The organism is Streptomyces sp. NPDC030995 (genome assembly GCF_055571215.1).
Map to the genome: position 1 here is coordinate 46,379 of NZ_JBVIFS010000001.1, position 18,330 is coordinate 64,708.

Sequence of the window (18,330 nt, forward strand, 5' to 3'; positions counted from 1 at the left end):
GGTAACAACTTGAGACTAGGTCGTGTGCGCGGTACGGCACTGGCTGCCGCGCTCGGAGTCGTGGCGGTCCTGGGCTTCCAGGGAGCCGCCAACGGTTTCGGCTCGGATTCTCTGGACGACAAGGGCCTGCAGCGCTACAGCGCTCCCGGCAAGGCCAGGGGCCCCGTCGAGGGCAAGGTCCACAAGCTCGCGCTGAAGCCGAAGGGGACCGGCAAGACCGTCCTCGCCCAGCAGGACACCAAGCCCTTCGGCCTTCTGGGCGTCTCCTGGACCGACCCCGCCGCCGAGGTGAAGGAAGGGGCCATCGAGGCCCGCACCCGCAACGCCAAGACCGGCAAGTGGTCCGCGTGGGTCACCCTGGAGCAGGCCAAGGCGACCCTCGACGGCAAGCGCCCGGGGCTCCGCGGTTCCACGGAGCCCGTCTGGGTCGGCCTGTCCGACGGGGCCGAGGTCCGGCTGGGTGGAGGCGCGGCCGCCACCGCGCTCCCCGCCGGACTGGAGCTGAACCTGGTGGACCCGGGCTCGGCGAGCTCCGCCGCGAAGAAGGGCGACCTGAACGCCGGGCCGGCGGCCTTCGCCGCCCCGGCCGCGGACCCCGTTCCGACGCCCGCCCAGCCCCCGACGGTTCCCGGACCGGCCTCGACGGCGCCCAAGCCCGAGATCGTCTCGCGCGTCGCCTGGGGTGCGGACGAGAGCCTGAACAACGAAGGCCCGGTCTACCTCCCCGGAGCGAAGATCAAGGCGGCCTTCGTCCACCACACGGCGGCCTCCGCGCCGTACGAGTGCAGCGAGTCCGCGGCCATCGTCCGCGGCCTGCACGTCTACCACGTGAAGACCAACGGGTGGCGGGACCTCGGCTACAACTTCCTCGTCGACAAGTGCGGCACGGTCTTCGAGGGCCGTCAGGGCGGCGTCGACCAGCCCGTGATGGGCGCGCACGCCTACGGCTGGAACTCCGAGTCGACGAGCGTCTCCGTCCTCGGTGACTACACGAGCGCGGGGGCCTCGGCCGCCGCCCTCGAAGCCATCTCCAAGGTCGCCGCGTACAAGCTGGGCCAGTACGACGCCGACATGAGCGGCAAGACGATGCTGACCGCGGGCGCCTCGCAGAAGAACTACTTCGGCAAGGACTTCGTCCAGGGACAGCAGTACGAGTTCAACACGCTCTCGGGTCACCGGGACGGCTTCAACACCCAGTGCCCGGGCAACTCGCTCTACCCGCAGCTGGACGCGCTCCGGCAGTCGGGCCCCGCGGCCAAGCTGAAGGTCTCCTCGGTGAACGGGGCCCCGGCGCAGCCGGGTTCCTCCTTCCAGACCCCGGGTCCGGTGTCCCTCGGCTGGGAGACCAGCACGGCGAGCGCCCTGGTGAGCAAGTTCGAGCTGCTCGTGGACGACAAGGTGGTCGCCACCACCGCGGGCACGGCCCGTTCGGCGGCGACGACGCTGGCCCTCGGCAGCCACCAGCTCCAGGTCCGGGCGACCACGACGAACGGCAAGGTGGCCACCAGCCTCCCGGTGACCGTCGTCGCGGAGGTCAAGGACATCAAGTTCGTCCCGGTCACCCCCAAGCGCCTGATGGACACCCGTGAGGGTCTGGGCGTCCCGCAGGCGAAGGTCGGCGGCGGCGGCGTCGTCACCCTCCCGGTGGCGGGCGTCGGCGGGATCCCCGCGAGCGGTGTCACCGCGGTCGTGCTGAACGTGACGGCGACGAACCCGACGGCGAACAGCTACGTGTCGGTGTTCCCGAGCGGGACCATCCGCTCCAGCGCGTCGAACCTGAACTTCTCCGCCGGTCAGACGATCCCGAACCTGGTGGTCGTCCCCGTGGTGGACGGGAAGGTCAGCTTCTACAACAACGCGGGCAGCGTCGACCTGATCGCGGACATCACCGGCTACTTCACCTCGAGCGGTGAGGGCGCCACGCACAGCAACTTCGGCCCGAAGCGTCTGATGGACACCCGTGAGGGTCTGGGCGTCCCGCAGGCGAAGGTCGGCGGCGGCAGCGTCATCAGCCTGCCGGTGGCGGGCGTCGACGGGATCCCGGCGACCGGCGTCAAGGCGGTCGTGCTCAACGTGACCGCGACGAACCCGACGGCGACGAGCTACGTCTCGGTGTTCCCGAGCGGGACCGCCCGTACCAGCGCGTCGAACCTGAACTTCTCCGCCGGTCAGACGATCCCGAACCTGGTGGTCGTCCCCGTCGTGGACGGGAAGGTCAGCTTCTACAACAACGCGGGCAGCGTCGACCTGATCGCCGACATCACCGGCTACTTCTCCGACAGCACCGCGGGCGCGACCCACACCAACATCGGCCCCAAGCGTCTGATGGACACCCGTGAGGGTCTGGGCGTCCCGCAGGCCAAGGTCGGCGGCGGCCAGGTCGTCACCCTGCCGGTGGCCGGCATCGAGGGGATCCCGGAGACCGGGGTCAAGGCGGTCGTGCTCAACGTGACCGCGACGAACCCGACGGCGAACAGCTACGTGTCGGTGTTCCCGAGCGGGACCACCCGCACGAGCGCGTCGAACCTGAACTTCTCCGCGGGCCAGACGATCCCGAACCTGGTGATCGTCCCGGTCGTGGACGGGAAGGTCAGCTTCTACAACAACTCGGGCACCGTGGACCTGATCGCGGACATCACGGGTTACTTCAGCAAGTGATCTGACCTGGCATTTCTTTGATCCGAGAGGCTCCGCACCGTAAGGTGCGGAGCCTCTTTGCCATGCAGGGCACAGGGCGCAGGGCGCAGGGCACACGGCACGTCTCAGGGTGGGGACATGGGGAACGACAGCAACGACGACCACAGACCGGGCGTCTCCGACGAGGAGTGGACCCGCTTCCAGGAGCAGGCCGCCGCCGGAGCGGGCTCCGTGCCGCGGGAACCCTCCGCGCGGGCGCGGATGGTGACCGAGCGGCTGCGCGCCACGCAGGGCCAGCAGCCGCCGGGCTGGCGCACGGGGCCCGCGTGGCAGGAACGCAGGGGCCGCAAGCGGCTGAAGGCGGCCCTGGCCGTCGTGGTCATCGCCGGGCTCGCGCTGATCGCCGTACGGCCGGAACTGGTGATCGACAGGCTCACCGGGAAGAGCGGGGACCGGCAGGAGGCCGCTCCGCTGCCCGGGGAGTCCGTACGCCCGACCGCGCCGCCGGCGATGTTGCGCCCGGACCAGCCGACCCTGAAGGAACCTTTCCGCGGCTCACCGGCCCTCCAGTGGGCGGACGGCGCCGCAGGGATAGAGGTCCCGGAGGCCACGTCCGTGGGCGGCATGTCCAAGGAGCGGGTCGCGGACGCGCTGGCGAAGACCAGGGAGTTCCTGATCGCTTCCAACCTGGACCCGGCGACCCTGCGCGGCGAGCGGCCGACGGCCGCCCTGGCGATCCTCGATCCCCGGCAGCCCGAGGTCCCGGAGCGGCTGGAGCAGTCCCTGACGGCTCCCACCGCGGAGCACACCCCCGTGACGCTCTTCACCCGCTTCGACCCGGCCAAGGTCAAGCCGGTCGGCGACGTCGTCAAGGTGCGCGGCAGCATGCACGCGGAGGCGGGGGACCCCGGGGAGCTGCTCGTGGTAGCGGACTACACCTTCGTCCATCCCATGACGAAGGGGGACGGGACCGTGCAGCGGAGCATCGTGCGCCGGCAGATCACCCTGGCCCTGCTCGACCCCGGACGCTGGGAGACCACACGGGGCCGGCTCCAGGCGCGCCGCTACACCGCGGAGTGGTCGAACGTGGACTGCGAAGCGGCCGACGGCTTCCTGCACCCGTACTTCCCGTACGACATGCCGCCCGGGCCGGCGCCCAGCGGGCCCGCCACGGACCCGTACGACCGCAGCCAGGGAATCCAGGGCGAGGGGTGCGGGACCATCAGCCGGTCCTGACCGGGGGAGGGGCCCCGCCGGCGCGGGAGCGCTGTGCGCGTGGTGCGGTTTGACCACTCAGCGTGGCGGGGTATTCTCTTCGGCCCGATTAGCCAGGTACGTGCCTCGTATGGCAGACTACTCAAGTTGCTCGGCTGAGTGCCGATGCTGCGCGCCTCCCGCCGGGAGGACCGGAAGCGAGTCCCACAGTACTCGTCGTCCTTAATCTGCCTTTCGGGGCAGCAATGGGGACGGACGTACGGGAATCTTCTGGGAAGTGTCAGCACGGTGCCCACCAGGCACTCGGTGGGTGTTTCTCCCCCGAAACGCGGTCACAGGGACCGCACCCCCTTGGATGAGGGAATTTCCGTATGGGAATTTTCTGTAGAGGGAGTGCGACACGCCCGACCGCGTGGGTCGGAGGAGGCGCCGCGGGATCCGTCCCGCAGCCAACCGGGAGCCAGAGCGTTTCCACATACAGACAGGACTACGGAGTAGCCATGGCGGGACAGAAGATCCGCATCCGGCTCAAGGCCTACGACCACGAGGTCATCGATTCCTCGGCGAAGAAGATCGTCGAGACGGTGACGCGCACTGGTGCGTCGGTCGCGGGCCCGGTGCCGCTGCCCACTGAGAAGAACGTGTACTGCGTCATCAAGTCGCCGCACAAGTACAAGGACTCGCGCGAGCACTTCGAGATGCGCACGCACAAGCGCCTGATCGACATCCTCGACCCGACTCCCAAGACCGTTGACTCGCTGATGCGCCTGGACCTTCCGGCCGGCGTTGACATCGAGATCAAGCTCTGAGAGGCGTCGAGAAGATGGCAAAGCAGATCAAGGGCGTCCTGGGCGAGAAGCTCGGCATGACCCAGGTCTGGGACGAGAACAACCGTGTCGTCCCGGTGACCGTGGTCAAGGCCGGACCCTGCGTCGTTACCCAGGTCCGTACGAACGACATCGACGGCTACGAGTCGGTCCAGATCGCCTTCGGCGAGATCGACCCGCGCAAGGTGAACAAGCCCCTCAAGGGTCACTTCGCCAAGGCCGACGTGACCCCCCGCCGCCACCTGGTGGAGCTCCGCACCTCCGACGCCAGCGAGTACACGCTCGGCCAGGAGATCACTGCTGAGGTGTTCGAGTCCGGCGTCAAGGTTGACGTCACGGGCAACAGCAAGGGCAAGGGCTTCGCCGGTGTCATGAAGCGGCACAACTTCCGGGGCCTCGGCGCCGGTCACGGTGTGCAGCGCAAGCACCGCTCCCCCGGTTCGATCGGTGGCTGTGCCACCCCTGGGCGTGTCTTCAAGGGCATGCGCATGGCCGGTCGCATGGGTAACGAGCGTGTCACCACCCAGAACCTGACCATCCACGCGGTTGACGCGGAGAAGGGTCTGCTCCTCATCAAGGGTGCGGTCCCCGGTCCGAACGGCGGCCTCGTCCTGGTCCGTACCGCGGCCAAGGGGGCTTGAGGTAATGAGCACCATTGACATCCTTTCGCCGGCAGGCGACAAGGCCGGTACCGTCGAGCTCCCCGCGGAGATCTTCGACGCGAAGACCAGCGTTCCGCTGATCCACCAGGTCGTTGTCGCTCAGCTGGCTGCTGCCCGTCAGGGCACGCACAAGACCAAGCGTCGTGGCGAAGTCCGTGGTGGTGGCCGCAAGCCGTACCGCCAGAAGGGCACCGGCCGCGCGCGCCAGGGTTCGACCCGTGCGCCGCAGTTCGTCGGCGGTGGCGTTGTCCACGGCCCGCAGCCGCGTGACTACTCCCAGCGGACCCCGAAGAAGATGAAGGCCGCCGCCCTCCGCGGTGCCCTCTCGGACCGTGCGCGTCACTCCCGCATCCACGTCATCACCGGCGTGGTCGAGGGTGCCGCCTCCACGAAGGCCGCCAAGACGCTGTTCGGCAAGATCTCGGAGCGCAAGAACCTGCTCCTGGTCGTCGACCGCGCCGACGAGGCCGCGTGGCTGTCCGCCCGCAACCTGCCCCAGGTTCACATCCTGGAGCCGGGCCAGCTGAACACGTACGACGTGATCGTCTCTGACGACGTGGTCTTCACTCAGGCCGCTTTCGAGTCCTTCGTGTCTGGCCCCAAGGCCGATGAGACCGAAGGGAGCGACGCCTGATGTCTGAGGCGACCGTTACCAGCAAGACCTTCACTGACCCGCGCGACCTGCTGATCAAGCCGGTTGTCTCGGAGAAGAGCTACGCGCTGCTGGACGAGAACAAGTACACGTTCATCGTCGCGCCCGGCTCCAACAAGACCCAGATCAAGCAGGCCGTGGAAGCGGTCTTCGGGGTCAAGGTCACCGGGGTCAACACGATCAACCGTCAGGGTAAGCGCAAGCGCACCAAGACCGGTTTCGGCAAGCGCGCTGACACCAAGCGCGCCATCGTGACCCTCGCTGAGGGCGACCGAATCGACATCTTCGGCGGCCAGGCCTCCTAACGGAGGTCTAGTCGTCCGGAATCGGACGAGGACTGAGAAATGGGTATCCGCAAGTACAAGCCGACGACCCCGGGCCGTCGTGGCTCCAGCGTCGCCGACTTTGTCGAGATCACGCGGTCCACGCCGGAGAAGTCGCTGGTTCGCCCTCTGCACAGCAAGGGCGGCCGTAACAACACCGGCCGGATCACCGTTCGCCACCAGGGTGGTGGACACAAGCGCGCCTACCGCGTGATCGACTTCCGTCGTCACGACAAGGACGGCGTGCCGGCCAAGGTCGCGCACATCGAGTACGACCCCAACCGCACCGCGCGCATCGCGCTCCTGCACTACGCGGACGGCGAGAAGCGCTACATCATCGCGCCGAAGAGCCTGAAGCAGGGCGACCGGATTGAGAACGGCCCCACGGCCGACATCAAGCCGGGCAACAACCTCGCGCTCCGCAACATCCCGGTCGGTACCACGATCCACGCGATCGAGCTCCGTCCCGGTGGCGGCGCGAAGTTCGCCCGCTCCGCTGGTGCCTCCGTGCAGCTGCTGGCGAAGGAGGGCACCATGGCCCACCTTCGTATGCCGTCCGGTGAGATCCGTCTCGTCGACGCGCGCTGCCGCGCCACGGTCGGCGAGGTCGGCAACGCCGAGCAGTCGAACATCAACTGGGGCAAGGCCGGCCGCATGCGCTGGAAGGGCGTTCGCCCGTCCGTCCGCGGTGTCGCGATGAACCCGGTTGACCACCCGCACGGTGGTGGTGAGGGCAAGACCAGTGGTGGTCGCCACCCGGTCTCCCCGTGGGGTCAGAAGGAGGGTCGTACTCGCTCGCCGAAGAAGGCTTCGAGCAAGTACATCGTCCGCCGCCGCAAGACGAACAAGAAGCGCTAGGAGCGGGTTTAGATGCCGCGCAGTCTCAAGAAGGGGCCCTTCGTCGACGACCACCTCGTAAAGAAGGTGGACGTCCAGAACGAAGCCGGCACCAAGAACGTCATCAAGACCTGGTCCCGTCGCTCGATGATCATCCCCAGCATGCTGGGTCACACCATCGCGGTGCACAACGGCAAGACCCACGTCCCGGTGTTCGTCACCGAGTCGATGGTCGGCCACAAGCTCGGCGAGTTCTCGCCGACTCGCACCTTCCGCGGCCACGTCAAGGACGACCGGAAGTCGAAGCGCCGCTAAAGGCGGGGTGGTTACGACTATGACTTACACCGAAGGGACAACCATGGAAGCCAGGGCCCAGGCGCGGTACATCCGCGTCACGCCCATGAAGGCCCGCCGAGTGGTGGACCTTATCCGTGGCATGGATGCCACGGAGGCTCAGGCGGTCCTGCGTTTCGCCCCGCAGGCCGCGAGCGTGCCGGTTGGCAAGGTGCTTGACAGCGCCATTGCCAATGCCGCACACAACTACAACCACCCGGACGCCACTTCGCTGTTCATCAGCGAGGCGTTCGTGGACGAGGGCCCGACCCTGAAGCGGTTCCGTCCGCGTGCGCAGGGCCGTGCCTACCGGATCCGCAAGCGGACCAGCCACATCACCGTGGTCGTCAGCAGCAAGGAAGGTTCCCGGTAATGGGCCAGAAGGTAAACCCGCACGGGTTCCGGCTCGGCATCACCACCGACTTCAAGTCGCGTTGGTACGCCGACAAGCTGTACAAGGACTACGTCAAGGAAGACGTCGCCATCCGTCGGATGATGACGTCCGGCATGGAGCGCGCCGGCATCTCGAAGGTTGAGATCGAGCGCACCCGTGACCGCGTGCGTGTGGACATCCACACCGCTCGTCCGGGCATCGTCATCGGCCGCCGTGGCGCCGAGGCCGACCGCATCCGCGGTGACCTCGAGAAGCTCACGGGCAAGCAGGTCCAGCTGAACATCCTCGAGGTCAAGAACCCCGAGCTTGACGCTCAGCTGGTTGCCCAGGCCGTTGCCGAGCAGCTCTCCTCCCGCGTCTCCTTCCGTCGCGCCATGCGTAAGAGCATGCAGGGCACGATGAAGGCCGGCGCCAAGGGCATCAAGATCCAGTGTGGCGGTCGTCTCGGCGGCGCCGAGATGTCCCGCTCCGAGTTCTACCGCGAGGGTCGTGTGCCGCTGCACACGCTGCGCGCGAACGTGGACTACGGCTTCTTCGAGGCCAAGACCACCTTCGGCCGTATCGGTGTGAAGGTCTGGATCTACAAGGGCGACGTCAAGAACATCGCCGAGGTTCGCGCCGAGAACGCTGCGGCCCGTGCGGGTAACCGCCCGGCCCGTGGCGCGCAGGGCGCAGGCGACCGTCCCGCCGGCCGTGGTGGCCGTGGTGGCGAGCGCGGCGGCCGTGGTGGCCGCAAGCCGCAGCAGGCTGCTGGTGCCGAGGCCCCCAAGGCCGACGCTCCCGCCGCCGCTCCGGCCGAGAGCACCGGAACGGAGGCCTGACCGACATGCTGATCCCTCGTAGGGTCAAGCACCGCAAGCAGCACCACCCCAAGCGCAGTGGTATGGCGAAGGGCGGTACTGAGGTCACGTTCGGCGAGTACGGCATCCAGGCGCTGACCCCGGCGTACGTGACGAACCGCCAGATCGAGGCGGCTCGTATTGCGATGACCCGCCACATCAAGCGTGGCGGCAAGGTCTGGATCAACATCTACCCGGACCGCCCGCTGACGAAGAAGCCTGCCGAGACCCGCATGGGTTCCGGTAAGGGTTCTCCCGAGTGGTGGATCGCCAACGTGCACCCGGGTCGGGTCATGTTCGAGCTGTCCTACCCGAACGAGAAGATTGCTCGTGAGGCGCTCACCCGCGCTGCTCACAAGCTTCCGATGAAGTGCCGGATTGTTCGGCGCGAGGCAGGTGAGTCGTGATGGCGACGGGAACCAAGGCGTCCGAGCTGCGTGAGCTCGGCAACGAGGAGCTCGTTGGCAAGCTGCGCGAGGCCAAGGAGGAGCTGTTCAAGCTCCGCTTCCAGGCGGCCACGGGTCAGCTGGAGAACAACGGCCGGCTCAAGTCCGTCCGTAAGGACATCGCTCGCATCTACACCCTGATGCACGAGCGTGAGCTCGGTATCGAGACGGTGGAGAGCGCCTGATGAGCGAGAACAACGTGACTGAGAAGACCGAGCGCGGTTTCCGCAAGACCCGTGAGGGTCTGGTCGTCAGCGACAAGATGGACAAGACCGTCGTCGTCGCCGTCGAGGACCGTGTGAAGCACGCCCTGTACGGCAAGGTCATCCGCCGTACGAACAAGCTCAAGGCGCACGACGAGCAGAACGCTGCCGGCGTCGGCGACCGCGTCCTCATCATGGAGACGCGTCCGCTGTCGGCGAGCAAGCGCTGGCGCATCGTCGAGATCCTCGAGAAGGCCAAGTAAGCACCTGAGGGGTTTCCCTTAGGTTCGTTCCGCCAGGCTCGGTGGGGGCGGTAGCTCTTCGGAGTGAGGCCCCCGCCGGGAACCGGCAGACAAACAGGAGATACACGTGATCCAGCAGGAGTCGCGACTGCGTATCGCCGACAACACTGGTGCAAAGGAGATCCTTTGCATCCGTGTTCTCGGTGGTTCCGGTCGCCGCTACGCGGGCATCGGTGACGTCATCGTCGCCACCGTCAAGGATGCGATCCCCGGTGGCAACGTGAAGAAGGGTGACGTCGTCAAGGCGGTCATCGTTCGCACCGTCAAGGAGCGCCGCCGCCAGGACGGCTCGTACATCCGCTTTGACGAGAACGCCGCCGTCATTCTGAAGAACGACGGCGACCCTCGCGGCACCCGTATCTTCGGCCCGGTGGGCCGTGAGCTGCGCGAGAAGAAGTTCATGAAGATCATCTCGCTCGCGCCGGAGGTGCTGTAAGCATGAAGATCAAGAAGGGCGACCTGGTTCAGGTCATCACCGGTAAGGACAAGGGCAAGCAGGGCAAGGTCATCGTCGCCTTCCCCGCTGACAACCGCGTCCTCGTCGAGGGTGTCAACCGGGTCAAGAAGCACACCAAGGCCGGCCAGACCGCTGGTGGCTCGCAGACCGGTGGCATCGTGATCACCGAGGCGCCGATCCACGTCAGCAACGTTCAGCTGGTTGTGGAGAAGGACGGCCAGAAGGTCGTTACCCGCGTCGGTTTCCGCTTCGACGACGAGGGCAACAAGATCCGCGTTGCCAAGCGGACGGGTGAGGACATCTGATGGCTACCACTCCGCGTCTCAAGACGAAGTACCGCGAGGACATCGCGGGCAAGCTGCGTGAGGAGTTCTCCTACGAGAACGTCATGCAGATCCCCGGTCTCGTGAAGATCGTGGTCAACATGGGTGTGGGCGACGCCGCCCGCGACTCCAAGCTGATCGACGGCGCCATCAAGGACCTGACGACGATCACCGGTCAGAAGCCGGCCGTCACGAAGGCCCGGAAGTCCATCGCGCAGTTCAAGCTGCGCGAGGGTCAGCCGATCGGCTGCCACGTCACCCTCCGTGGTGACCGCATGTGGGAGTTCCTGGACCGTACGCTGTCGCTCGCGCTGCCGCGTATCCGTGACTTCCGTGGTCTGTCGCCGAAGCAGTTCGACGGCCGTGGCAACTACACCTTCGGTCTCACGGAGCAGGTCATGTTCCACGAGATCGACCAGGACAAGATCGACCGTACCCGGGGTATGGACATCACCGTGGTCACCACGGCGACCAACGACGACGAGGGCCGTGCCCTCCTTCGTCACCTCGGCTTCCCCTTCAAGGAGGCGTAAGCGAGATGGCGAAGAAGGCTCTCATCGCGAAGGCTGCCCGTAAGCCCAAGTTCGGTGTGCGTGCGTACACCCGCTGCCAGCGCTGCGGTCGCCCCCACTCCGTGTACCGCAAGTTCGGCCTGTGCCGCGTGTGCCTTCGTGAGATGGCTCACCGTGGCGAGCTGCCGGGCGTGACCAAGAGCTCCTGGTAAATCCCCCTCGTCCGCAAGGACTTGGGAGCTACCAGGCACTCTCGGTAAGCATCTGGACGGTGGGTGCCCGGCCGCGCATGCCTTAGGCTTGTGTGGTTGGGCGTCCGCCGCCCATAACGACTTACTACGCCGTAGGTCCCCGCACCGCACCCGTCCCGCCACTGAGTGGGGAGAGGGATGGCGCATACAGGAAACCCCGGCGAGAGAGGCCGAAGGCCACTTCATGACCATGACTGACCCGATCGCAGACATGCTCACGCGTCTGCGTAACGCTAACTCGGCGTACCACGACACCGTCGTGATGCCGCACAGCAAGATCAAGTCGCACATCGCAGAGATCCTCAAGCAGGAGGGTTTCATCACCGGCTGGAAGGTCGAGGACGCCGAGGTCGGCAAGAACCTCGTCCTCGAGCTGAAGTTCGGGCCGAACCGCGAGCGCTCCATTGCGGGCATCAAGCGGATCTCGAAGCCCGGTCTGCGCGTGTACGCGAAGTCCACCAACCTGCCCAAGGTGCTCGGCGGCCTGGGCGTGGCGATCATCTCCACGTCCCACGGTCTCCTCACCGGCCAGCAGGCAGGCAAGAAGGGCGTAGGTGGGGAAGTCCTCGCCTACGTCTGGTAGTCGGGAACGGAGGAAAAGCAATGTCGCGAATCGGCAAGCTCCCCATCCAGGTTCCCGCCGGTGTGGACGTCACCATCGATGGCAGCACGGTCGCGGTGAAGGGCCCCAAGGGTTCCCTCTCGCACACCGTCAAGGCTCCCATCGCGGTCGTGAAGGGTGAGGACGGCGTTCTGAACGTCACCCGCCCGAACGACGAGCGTCAGAACAAGGCCCTGCACGGCCTGTCCCGCACGCTGGTGGCGAACATGATCACCGGTGTGACCACGGGATACGTCAAGGCTCTCGAGATCAGCGGTGTCGGTTACCGTGTCCTGGCGAAGGGCTCCGACCTGGAGTTCCAGCTGGGTTACAGCCACCCGATCCTGGTGGAGGCGCCCGAGGGCATCTCCTTCAAGGTCGAGTCGCCGACCAAGTTCTCGGTCGAGGGCATCGACAAGCAGAAGGTCGGCGAGGTCGCCGCCAACATCCGCAAGCTGCGGAAGCCCGACCCGTACAAGGCCAAGGGTGTCAAGTACGCCGGCGAAGTCATCCGCCGCAAGGTCGGAAAGGCTGGTAAGTAGCCATGGCATACGGTGTGAAGATCGCCAAGGGCGACGCGTACAAGCGCGCTGCCAAGGCTCGCCGCCACATCCGCATCCGCAAGAACGTCTCGGGTACGGCGGAGCGTCCGCGCCTCGTCGTGACGCGTTCCAACCGCAACATCGTTGCTCAGGTCATCGACGACCTCCAGGGTCACACCCTGGCGTCGGCGTCGACCCTGGACGCTTCGATCCGCGGTGGCGAAGGCGACAAGAGCTCGCAGGCCCAGGCTGTCGGCGCGCTCGTCGCCGAGCGTGCCAAGGCTGCGGGTGTCGAGACCGTCGTGTTCGACCGCGGTGGCAACCGATACGCCGGGCGCATTGCCGCTCTGGCTGACGCCGCCCGCGAAGCCGGGCTGAAGTTCTAAGCCCCGGTTCCGGGACTCACGGACGTAACAGAGAGAGGTAATCCAATGGCTGGACCCCAGCGCCGCGGAAGCGGTGCCGGTGGCGGCGAGCGGCGGGACCGGAAGGGTCGCGACGGTGGCCCTGCCGCCGAGAAGACCGCTTACGTTGAGCGCGTTGTCGCGATCAACCGCGTCGCCAAGGTTGTCAAGGGTGGTCGCCGCTTCAGCTTCACCGCGCTGGTCGTGGTGGGCGACGGTGACGGCACTGTAGGTGTCGGTTACGGCAAGGCCAAGGAAGTTCCCGCGGCCATCGCCAAGGGTGTCGAGGAAGCCAAGAAGAACTTCTTCAAGGTTCCGCGCATCCAGGGCACCATCCCTCACCCGATCACGGGCGAGCGTGCCGCGGGCGTCGTGCTGCTGAAGCCGGCTTCCCCCGGTACCGGTGTTATCGCCGGTGGCCCGGTGCGCGCCGTTCTGGAGTGCGCCGGCGTTCACGACATCCTGTCGAAGTCGCTCGGCTCGTCGAACGCGATCAACATCGTGCACGCGACCGTGGCAGCGCTCAAGGGCCTGCAGCGTCCCGAGGAGATCGCGGCTCGCCGTGGTCTGCCCCTCGAGGACGTTGCGCCCGCGGCTCTGCTGCGTGCACGTGCCGGGGCGGGTGCTGCGTAATGGCTCGCCTCAAGATCACGCAGACGAAGTCGTACATCGGTAGCAAGCAGAACCACCGCGACACTCTGCGTTCGCTCGGGCTCAAGCGCCTGAACGACGTGGTCGTCAAGGAGGACCGCCCCGAGTTCCGCGGAATGGTGCAGACCGTCCGCCACCTCGTGACGGTTGAGGAGGTTGACTAACATGGCTGAGAACAGCCCGCTGAAGGCCCACAACCTCCGTCCCGCCCCCGGCGCCAAGACCGCGAAGACCCGTGTCGGTCGTGGTGAGGCGTCGAAGGGTAAGACGGCCGGTCGTGGTACGAAGGGCCAGAAGGCCCGTTACCAGATCCCGCAGCGCTTCGAGGGTGGGCAGATGCCCCTCCACATGCGTCTGCCGAAGCTCAAGGGCTTCAAGAACCCGTTCCGCACCGAGTTCCAGGTCGTGAACCTGGACAAGCTCGGCGCTCTCTACCCCGAGGGTGGAGAAGTCACGGTGGCCGACCTGGTCGCCAAGGGCGCGGTTCGCAAGAACAGCCTCGTCAAGGTCCTGGGCCAGGGCGAGCTCTCCGTGGCGCTGCAGGTTTCGGTTGACGCCGTTTCCGCCTCCGCCAAGGAGAAGATTGCCGCTGCCGGCGGCACTGTCACCGAACTCGTCTAAGACGATCAAGTGACTAAATAGCTCGAAACCCGACCGGGGATGCCTCACATATGGGGCATCCCCGGTTGGTCGTTCCAAGGAAGGCACACTCGCCGGTAAGGTGGCGTGCACCTTTGCTTTGTCGTATACGTCGATCCCTCAGACCGTCACCCTTGACGCAGTAGCGCGGGGGTCGCAGGAGGCACCGTGCTCACCGCGTTCGCCCGGGCGTTCAAGACGCCCGACCTGCGCAAGAAGCTGCTCTTCACGCTCGGCATCATCGTGCTGTTCCGGCTCGGGTCCCACATCCCGGTTCCCGGCGTGAGCTACAAGAACGTTCAGATCTGTGTCGACCAGGCAGGCAGCAGCAATGGGCTGTTCGGTCTCGTCAACATGTTCAGCGGCGGTGCGCTGCTGCAGATCACGATCTTTGCGCTCGGCATCATGCCGTACATCACGGCGAGCATCATTCTGCAGCTGCTGACCGTGGTCATCCCGAAGCTGGAGACCCTCAAAAAAGAGGGCCAGTCCGGCACGGCGAAGATCACTCAGTACACGCGCTATCTGACGGTCGCGCTCGCGATCCTGCAGGGCACCGGCCTCGTCGCCACCGCCCGCACCGGCGCCCTGTTCCAGGGTTGCCAGGTCGCCAGCCAGATCGTCCCCGACCGGTCGATCTTCACCACGGTCGTCATGGTGGTCACCATGACCGCTGGTACCTGCGTCGTCATGTGGCTCGGTGAGCTCGTCACCGACCGCGGCATCGGCAACGGCATGTCGATCCTCATGTTCATCTCGATCGCCGCCGGCTTCATCGGCGCCCTCTGGCAGATCAAGCTCCAGGGCAAGATCGCCGACGGTTGGGTCGAGTTCGGCGTCGTCATGCTGGTGGGCCTCGCGATGGTGGGCCTGGTGGTCTTCGTCGAGCAGGCGCAGCGCCGGATCCCGGTCCAGTACGCGAAGCGCATGATCGGCCGCCGTGCCTACGGCGGTACGTCGACCTACATCCCGCTCAAGGTGAACCAGGCGGGCATCATCCCCGTCATCTTCGCCTCGTCGCTGCTCTACATCCCGGCGCTGGTCGTACAGTTCAGCGGTTCCACCGCGGGCTGGGCCACCTGGATCCAGAAGCACTTCGTCAAGGGCGACCACCCGTACTACATCGCGGTGTACTTCCTCCTGATCGTCTTCTTCGCGTTCTTCTACGTGGCGATCTCGTTCAACCCCGAGGAAGTTGCAGACAACATGAAGAAGTATGGTGGGTTCATCCCGGGCATCCGCGCCGGTCGACCCACCGCCGAGTACCTCAGCTACGTACTCAACCGGATCACCTGGCCGGGGTCGCTGTACCTGGGTCTCATCGCTCTTGTGCCGACGATGGCGTTGGCCGGCTTCGGAGCGAACCAGAACTTCCCGTTCGGCGGGACGAGCATCCTGATCATCGTGGGTGTGGGTCTGGAAACCGTGAAGCAGATCGAGAGCCAGCTCCAGCAGCGTAATTACGAAGGGTTCCTCCGCTGATGCGAATCGTCCTCGTCGGACCGCCCGGTGCGGGCAAGGGAACGCAGGCCGCGTTCCTTGCCAAGAACCTGTCGATCCCGCACATCTCCACGGGCGACCTGTTCCGGGCCAACATCAGCCAGGGCACCGAGCTGGGCAAGCAGGCGAAGGCGTACATGGACGCCGGCGACCTGGTCCCCGACGAGGTGACCATCGGCATGGCCAAGGACCGGATGGAGCAGCCCGACGCCGTGGGCGGCTTCCTGCTCGACGGCTTCCCGCGCAACGTCTCGCAGGCCGAGGCGCTCGACGTGATGCTCCAGGCCGAGGGCATGAAGCTCGACGCCGTCCTCGACCTCGAGGTCGAGGAGGACGAGGTCGTCAAGCGGATCGCCGGTCGCCGGATCTGCCGCAACGACTCCTCGCACGTCTTCCACGTGACGTACGCCCCGCCGAAGGCCGAGGGTGTCTGCGACACCTGCGGCGGCGAGCTGTACCAGCGCGGAGACGACTCCGAGGCGACGGTGCGCAACCGGCTCGAGGTCTACCACACGCAGACCGAGCCGATCATCGACTACTACAAGGCCCAGGGCCTGCTGGTGACCATCCCGGCCCTCGGTGAGGTCGCGGACGTCACGAAGCGCGCGATGGACGCCCTGAAGAAGTAGTAACCCTTTGTGTGCAGGTACGGCCGCGGTGTCCCTCGGGGCGCCGCGGCCGTCTGCATGACGCGGCTTCGTACGCCATCAGCCAATAATTGAGGTAGCACAGCGGAGATCAACCACCTCCGCGAGAGCGGCGGCGGTTTAGCCGCAAAAAAGGGAAGGCTGTTCTACATGGTCCAGATCAAGACCCCCGAGCAGATCGCGAAGATGCGCGAGGCGGGGCTGGTCGTCGCCGCGATCCACGCGGCGACCCGTGAGGCGGCCGTGCCGGGCGCCACGACGCGGGATCTGGACATGGTCGCCCGCAAGGTCATCTCGGACGCCGGGGCCAAGTCGAACTTCCTCGGCTACGGCGGCTTCCCCGCGACGATCTGCACCTCGGTGAACGAGGTCGTGGTCCACGGCATCCCGGACGACAAGACGGTCCTCAAGGACGGCGACATCATCTCGATCGACGCCGGCGCGATCGTGGACGGCTGGCACGGCGACGCCGCGTACACCGCCTTCGTGGGCACCGGGCACGCCCCTGAGCTCCTGGAGCTGTCCCGGGTGACCGAGGAGTCCATGTGGGCCGGGATCGCCGCCATGAAGCTCGGCAACCGCCTCGTGGACATCTCCAAGGCCATCGAGACGTACATCAAGCGCCAGCCCCGCCCCACCACCGGTGAGCACAGCCTCGGCAAGTTCGGGATCATCGAGGACTACGGCGGCCACGGCATCGGGTCCGAGATGCACATGGACCCCCACCTGCTGAACTACGTCTCGCGCAAGCGGGGCAAGGGGATCAAGCTGGTCCCGGGCCTCTGCCTGGCGATCGAGCCCATGGTCTCCCTGGGCACCGCCCAGACGGAGGTCCTGGCGGACGACTGGACGGTCATCACGACGGACGGCACCTGGTCCTCGCACTGGGAGCACTCCATCGCGCTGACCGAGGACGGCCCCATCGTCCTGACCAGCCCGGACTGCGGCAAGGCGAAGCTGGCGGAGTATGGAGTCACCACGGCTCCGGACCCTCTGGCGTAATGATCTACACTCTGGGGCAAACTTTCCGGATTCGTCTTTCTGGGTGCCCTGACGTAGACTGACTCGTCGGCTCTCGTGCACTTCCATGCCTGCATGGCGCGCGAGGCCGATCAAGGTAGCCGATTCGAAAGGCGAAGCGTGGCCAAGAAGCAAGGTGCCATCGAAATCGAGGGCACCGTGATCGAGTCCCTCCCGAACGCGATGTTCAAGGTGGAACTCCAGAACGGTCACAAGGTCCTCGCGCACATCAGCGGCAAGATGCGCATGCACTACATCCGCATCCTCCCTGATGACCGGGTCGTCGTGGAGCTGTCTCCGTACGACCTGACGCGTGGCCGGATCGTCTACCGATACAAGTAGATCTTGTCTTCACTCCCGCCTGGGCGACTTGTCCCGGCGCGGGTGGTGGCACTGACCCGGAGAACCTCACCAACATGAAGGTCAAGCCGAGCGTCAAGAAGATCTGCGACAAGTGCAAGGTGATCCGCCGTCACGGTCGGGTCATGGTCATCTGCGACAACCTGCGCCACAAGCAGCGCCAGGGCTGACGCACGCCGACCGACCTGCCTTCCGCAGTTCTTCGCGCGACGTAAGAAAACGTACATACGCAGAACCCGCCCAGCCCTCACCAGGGCCGGCGGTACCTCCGGCGGGGGCCGGGGACCCGGACGTACCACCATCCATCAAGGGCGGTCGGCGGTCGGGAGTGGTTCTGCGGAAGACCCCCGAACACACAGGAGCCATTTGTGGCACGCGTTTCCGGTGTTGACATCCCGCGCGAAAAGCGCGTGGAGATCGCACTCACCTACGTCTTCGGTATCGGGCGCACCCGGTCCAAGGAGATCCTCGCCTCCACCGGCGTGAACCCGAACACCCGCGTTCGTGACCTGGCCGAAGAGGACCTCGTCAAGATCCGCGAGTACGTGGACGCCAACCTCCGTACCGAGGGTGACCTCCGCCGCGAGATCCAGGGCGACATCCGTCGCAAGATCGAGATCCAGTGCTACCAGGGCATCCGCCACCGTCGTGGCCTGCCGGTGCACGGTCAGCGCACCAGCACGAACGCGCGTACCCGCAAGGGCCCGCGTCGCGCGATCGCCGGTAAGAAGAAGCCGGGCAAGAAGTAGTCCT

29 protein-coding genes are annotated in these 18,330 nt (G+C 66.3%); all 29 read left to right on the forward strand.

Features of this window, described 5'->3' with window-relative positions; translation table 11 throughout:
* The first annotated feature begins 24 nt into the window (after window positions 1–24).
* The 29 genes from ACZ45T_RS00200 (at window position 25) to rpsM (ending at window position 18,326) form a co-directional block, all read left to right on the forward strand.
* Window positions 25–2,658, forward strand: coding sequence for an N-acetylmuramoyl-L-alanine amidase (locus ACZ45T_RS00200; RefSeq protein ID WP_468435811.1), 2,634 nt, complete (start codon window positions 25–27; stop codon window positions 2,656–2,658).
* Window positions 2,659–2,775: 117 nt separating this feature from the next.
* Entirely contained in the window at window positions 2,776–3,873 is a 1,098-nt protein-coding gene (locus ACZ45T_RS00205) for a hypothetical protein (protein ID WP_468435813.1), read from the forward strand.
* A gap of 479 nt (window positions 3,874–4,352) precedes the next feature.
* The gene (rpsJ, locus tag ACZ45T_RS00210) at window positions 4,353–4,661 is read left to right on the forward strand and encodes a 30S ribosomal protein S10 (RefSeq protein ID WP_003948644.1); all 309 of its coding nucleotides are present in this window, start codon (window positions 4,353–4,355) and stop codon (window positions 4,659–4,661) included.
* A gap of 14 nt (window positions 4,662–4,675) precedes the next feature.
* The gene (gene rplC, locus ACZ45T_RS00215) at window positions 4,676–5,320 is read left to right on the forward strand and encodes a 50S ribosomal protein L3 (protein WP_007265899.1); all 645 of its coding nucleotides are present in this window, start codon (window positions 4,676–4,678) and stop codon (window positions 5,318–5,320) included.
* A 4-nt stretch (window positions 5,321–5,324) separates the two neighbouring features.
* Window positions 5,325–5,975 carry a 50S ribosomal protein L4 gene (gene rplD, locus ACZ45T_RS00220; protein ID WP_030725940.1) on the forward strand — a complete coding sequence of 217 codons (651 nt, stop codon included), beginning with the start codon at window positions 5,325–5,327 and terminating at the stop codon, window positions 5,973–5,975.
* Complete coding sequence (gene rplW, locus ACZ45T_RS00225; RefSeq protein WP_030154694.1) at window positions 5,975–6,298, forward strand: 50S ribosomal protein L23; 324 nt, start codon at window positions 5,975–5,977, stop codon at window positions 6,296–6,298. Before rplD ends, rplW begins: the two co-directional genes overlap by 1 nt.
* 39 nt (window positions 6,299–6,337) lie before the next feature.
* A complete protein-coding gene (gene rplB, locus ACZ45T_RS00230) occupies window positions 6,338–7,174 on the forward strand; it encodes a 50S ribosomal protein L2 (RefSeq protein WP_069921522.1) in 837 nt (278 codons plus the stop codon).
* A gap of 12 nt (window positions 7,175–7,186) precedes the next feature.
* Window positions 7,187–7,468: a 30S ribosomal protein S19 gene (rpsS, locus tag ACZ45T_RS00235; RefSeq protein ID WP_008739713.1), complete on the forward strand. Its 282-nt coding sequence runs from the start codon at window positions 7,187–7,189 to the stop codon at window positions 7,466–7,468.
* Between the two features lie 43 nt (window positions 7,469–7,511).
* Window positions 7,512–7,859: a 50S ribosomal protein L22 gene (gene rplV, locus ACZ45T_RS00240; RefSeq protein ID WP_266938741.1), complete on the forward strand. Its 348-nt coding sequence runs from the start codon at window positions 7,512–7,514 to the stop codon at window positions 7,857–7,859.
* A complete protein-coding gene (rpsC, locus tag ACZ45T_RS00245; protein WP_008739710.1) occupies window positions 7,859–8,701 on the forward strand; it encodes a 30S ribosomal protein S3 in 843 nt (280 codons plus the stop codon). Before rplV ends, rpsC begins: the two co-directional genes overlap by 1 nt.
* A gap of 5 nt (window positions 8,702–8,706) precedes the next feature.
* Window positions 8,707–9,126, forward strand: a complete 420-nt coding sequence (gene rplP, locus ACZ45T_RS00250) for a 50S ribosomal protein L16 (protein WP_008739704.1) — start codon at window positions 8,707–8,709, stop codon at window positions 9,124–9,126.
* The gene (gene rpmC, locus ACZ45T_RS00255) at window positions 9,126–9,350 is read left to right on the forward strand and encodes a 50S ribosomal protein L29 (protein ID WP_008739703.1); all 225 of its coding nucleotides are present in this window, start codon (window positions 9,126–9,128) and stop codon (window positions 9,348–9,350) included. Before rplP ends, rpmC begins: the two co-directional genes overlap by 1 nt.
* A complete protein-coding gene (gene rpsQ, locus ACZ45T_RS00260) occupies window positions 9,350–9,631 on the forward strand; it encodes a 30S ribosomal protein S17 (RefSeq protein ID WP_030008467.1) in 282 nt (93 codons plus the stop codon). Before rpmC ends, rpsQ begins: the two co-directional genes overlap by 1 nt.
* A 106-nt stretch (window positions 9,632–9,737) precedes the next feature.
* Complete coding sequence (rplN, locus tag ACZ45T_RS00265; RefSeq protein ID WP_008739701.1) at window positions 9,738–10,106, forward strand: 50S ribosomal protein L14; 369 nt, start codon at window positions 9,738–9,740, stop codon at window positions 10,104–10,106.
* Window positions 10,107–10,108: 2 nt separating this feature from the next.
* Entirely contained in the window at window positions 10,109–10,432 is a 324-nt protein-coding gene (rplX, locus tag ACZ45T_RS00270; protein WP_031146581.1) for a 50S ribosomal protein L24, read from the forward strand.
* On the forward strand, window positions 10,432–10,983 hold the full coding sequence (rplE, locus tag ACZ45T_RS00275) for a 50S ribosomal protein L5 (protein ID WP_030388859.1): 552 nt from the start codon (window positions 10,432–10,434) through the stop codon (window positions 10,981–10,983). The genes rplX and rplE overlap by 1 nt, the downstream gene beginning before the upstream one ends.
* Window positions 10,984–10,988: 5 nt before the next feature.
* A complete protein-coding gene (locus ACZ45T_RS00280) occupies window positions 10,989–11,174 on the forward strand; it encodes a type Z 30S ribosomal protein S14 (protein WP_003956452.1) in 186 nt (61 codons plus the stop codon).
* Between the two features lie 223 nt (window positions 11,175–11,397).
* The gene (gene rpsH / locus ACZ45T_RS00285; protein ID WP_007265911.1) at window positions 11,398–11,796 is read left to right on the forward strand and encodes a 30S ribosomal protein S8; all 399 of its coding nucleotides are present in this window, start codon (window positions 11,398–11,400) and stop codon (window positions 11,794–11,796) included.
* A 20-nt stretch (window positions 11,797–11,816) separates the two neighbouring features.
* Window positions 11,817–12,356, forward strand: coding sequence for a 50S ribosomal protein L6 (gene rplF / locus ACZ45T_RS00290; protein ID WP_327415808.1), 540 nt, complete (start codon window positions 11,817–11,819; stop codon window positions 12,354–12,356).
* Between the two features lie 2 nt (window positions 12,357–12,358).
* On the forward strand, window positions 12,359–12,742 hold the full coding sequence (gene rplR, locus ACZ45T_RS00295) for a 50S ribosomal protein L18 (RefSeq protein ID WP_030008471.1): 384 nt from the start codon (window positions 12,359–12,361) through the stop codon (window positions 12,740–12,742).
* Window positions 12,743–12,787: 45 nt separating this feature from the next.
* On the forward strand, window positions 12,788–13,393 hold the full coding sequence (gene rpsE / locus ACZ45T_RS00300) for a 30S ribosomal protein S5 (RefSeq protein WP_030298218.1): 606 nt from the start codon (window positions 12,788–12,790) through the stop codon (window positions 13,391–13,393).
* Window positions 13,393–13,575 (forward strand): 50S ribosomal protein L30, encoded by a 183-nt coding sequence (gene rpmD, locus ACZ45T_RS00305; protein ID WP_053682614.1) that lies wholly within the window; start codon window positions 13,393–13,395, stop codon window positions 13,573–13,575. Before rpsE ends, rpmD begins: the two co-directional genes overlap by 1 nt.
* Before the next feature lies 1 nt (window position 13,576).
* The gene (gene rplO / locus ACZ45T_RS00310) at window positions 13,577–14,032 is read left to right on the forward strand and encodes a 50S ribosomal protein L15 (protein WP_008739693.1); all 456 of its coding nucleotides are present in this window, start codon (window positions 13,577–13,579) and stop codon (window positions 14,030–14,032) included.
* A 186-nt stretch (window positions 14,033–14,218) separates the two neighbouring features.
* Window positions 14,219–15,532: a preprotein translocase subunit SecY gene (gene secY, locus ACZ45T_RS00315; protein WP_468435822.1), complete on the forward strand. Its 1,314-nt coding sequence runs from the start codon at window positions 14,219–14,221 to the stop codon at window positions 15,530–15,532.
* On the forward strand, window positions 15,532–16,179 hold the full coding sequence (locus ACZ45T_RS00320; RefSeq protein ID WP_319725412.1) for an adenylate kinase: 648 nt from the start codon (window positions 15,532–15,534) through the stop codon (window positions 16,177–16,179). The genes secY and ACZ45T_RS00320 overlap by 1 nt, the downstream gene beginning before the upstream one ends.
* A 168-nt stretch (window positions 16,180–16,347) precedes the next feature.
* On the forward strand, window positions 16,348–17,199 hold the full coding sequence (gene map, locus ACZ45T_RS00325) for a type I methionyl aminopeptidase (protein ID WP_468435825.1): 852 nt from the start codon (window positions 16,348–16,350) through the stop codon (window positions 17,197–17,199).
* 138 nt (window positions 17,200–17,337) lie between these two features.
* Entirely contained in the window at window positions 17,338–17,559 is a 222-nt protein-coding gene (gene infA, locus ACZ45T_RS00330) for a translation initiation factor IF-1 (protein WP_003956442.1), read from the forward strand.
* Between the two features lie 74 nt (window positions 17,560–17,633).
* Window positions 17,634–17,747, forward strand: a complete 114-nt coding sequence (gene rpmJ, locus ACZ45T_RS00335; protein WP_003956441.1) for a 50S ribosomal protein L36 — start codon at window positions 17,634–17,636, stop codon at window positions 17,745–17,747.
* Window positions 17,748–17,945: 198 nt separating this feature from the next.
* Window positions 17,946–18,326, forward strand: coding sequence for a 30S ribosomal protein S13 (rpsM, locus tag ACZ45T_RS00340; protein WP_007265919.1), 381 nt, complete (start codon window positions 17,946–17,948; stop codon window positions 18,324–18,326).
* Window positions 18,327–18,330: the final 4 nt, after the last annotated feature.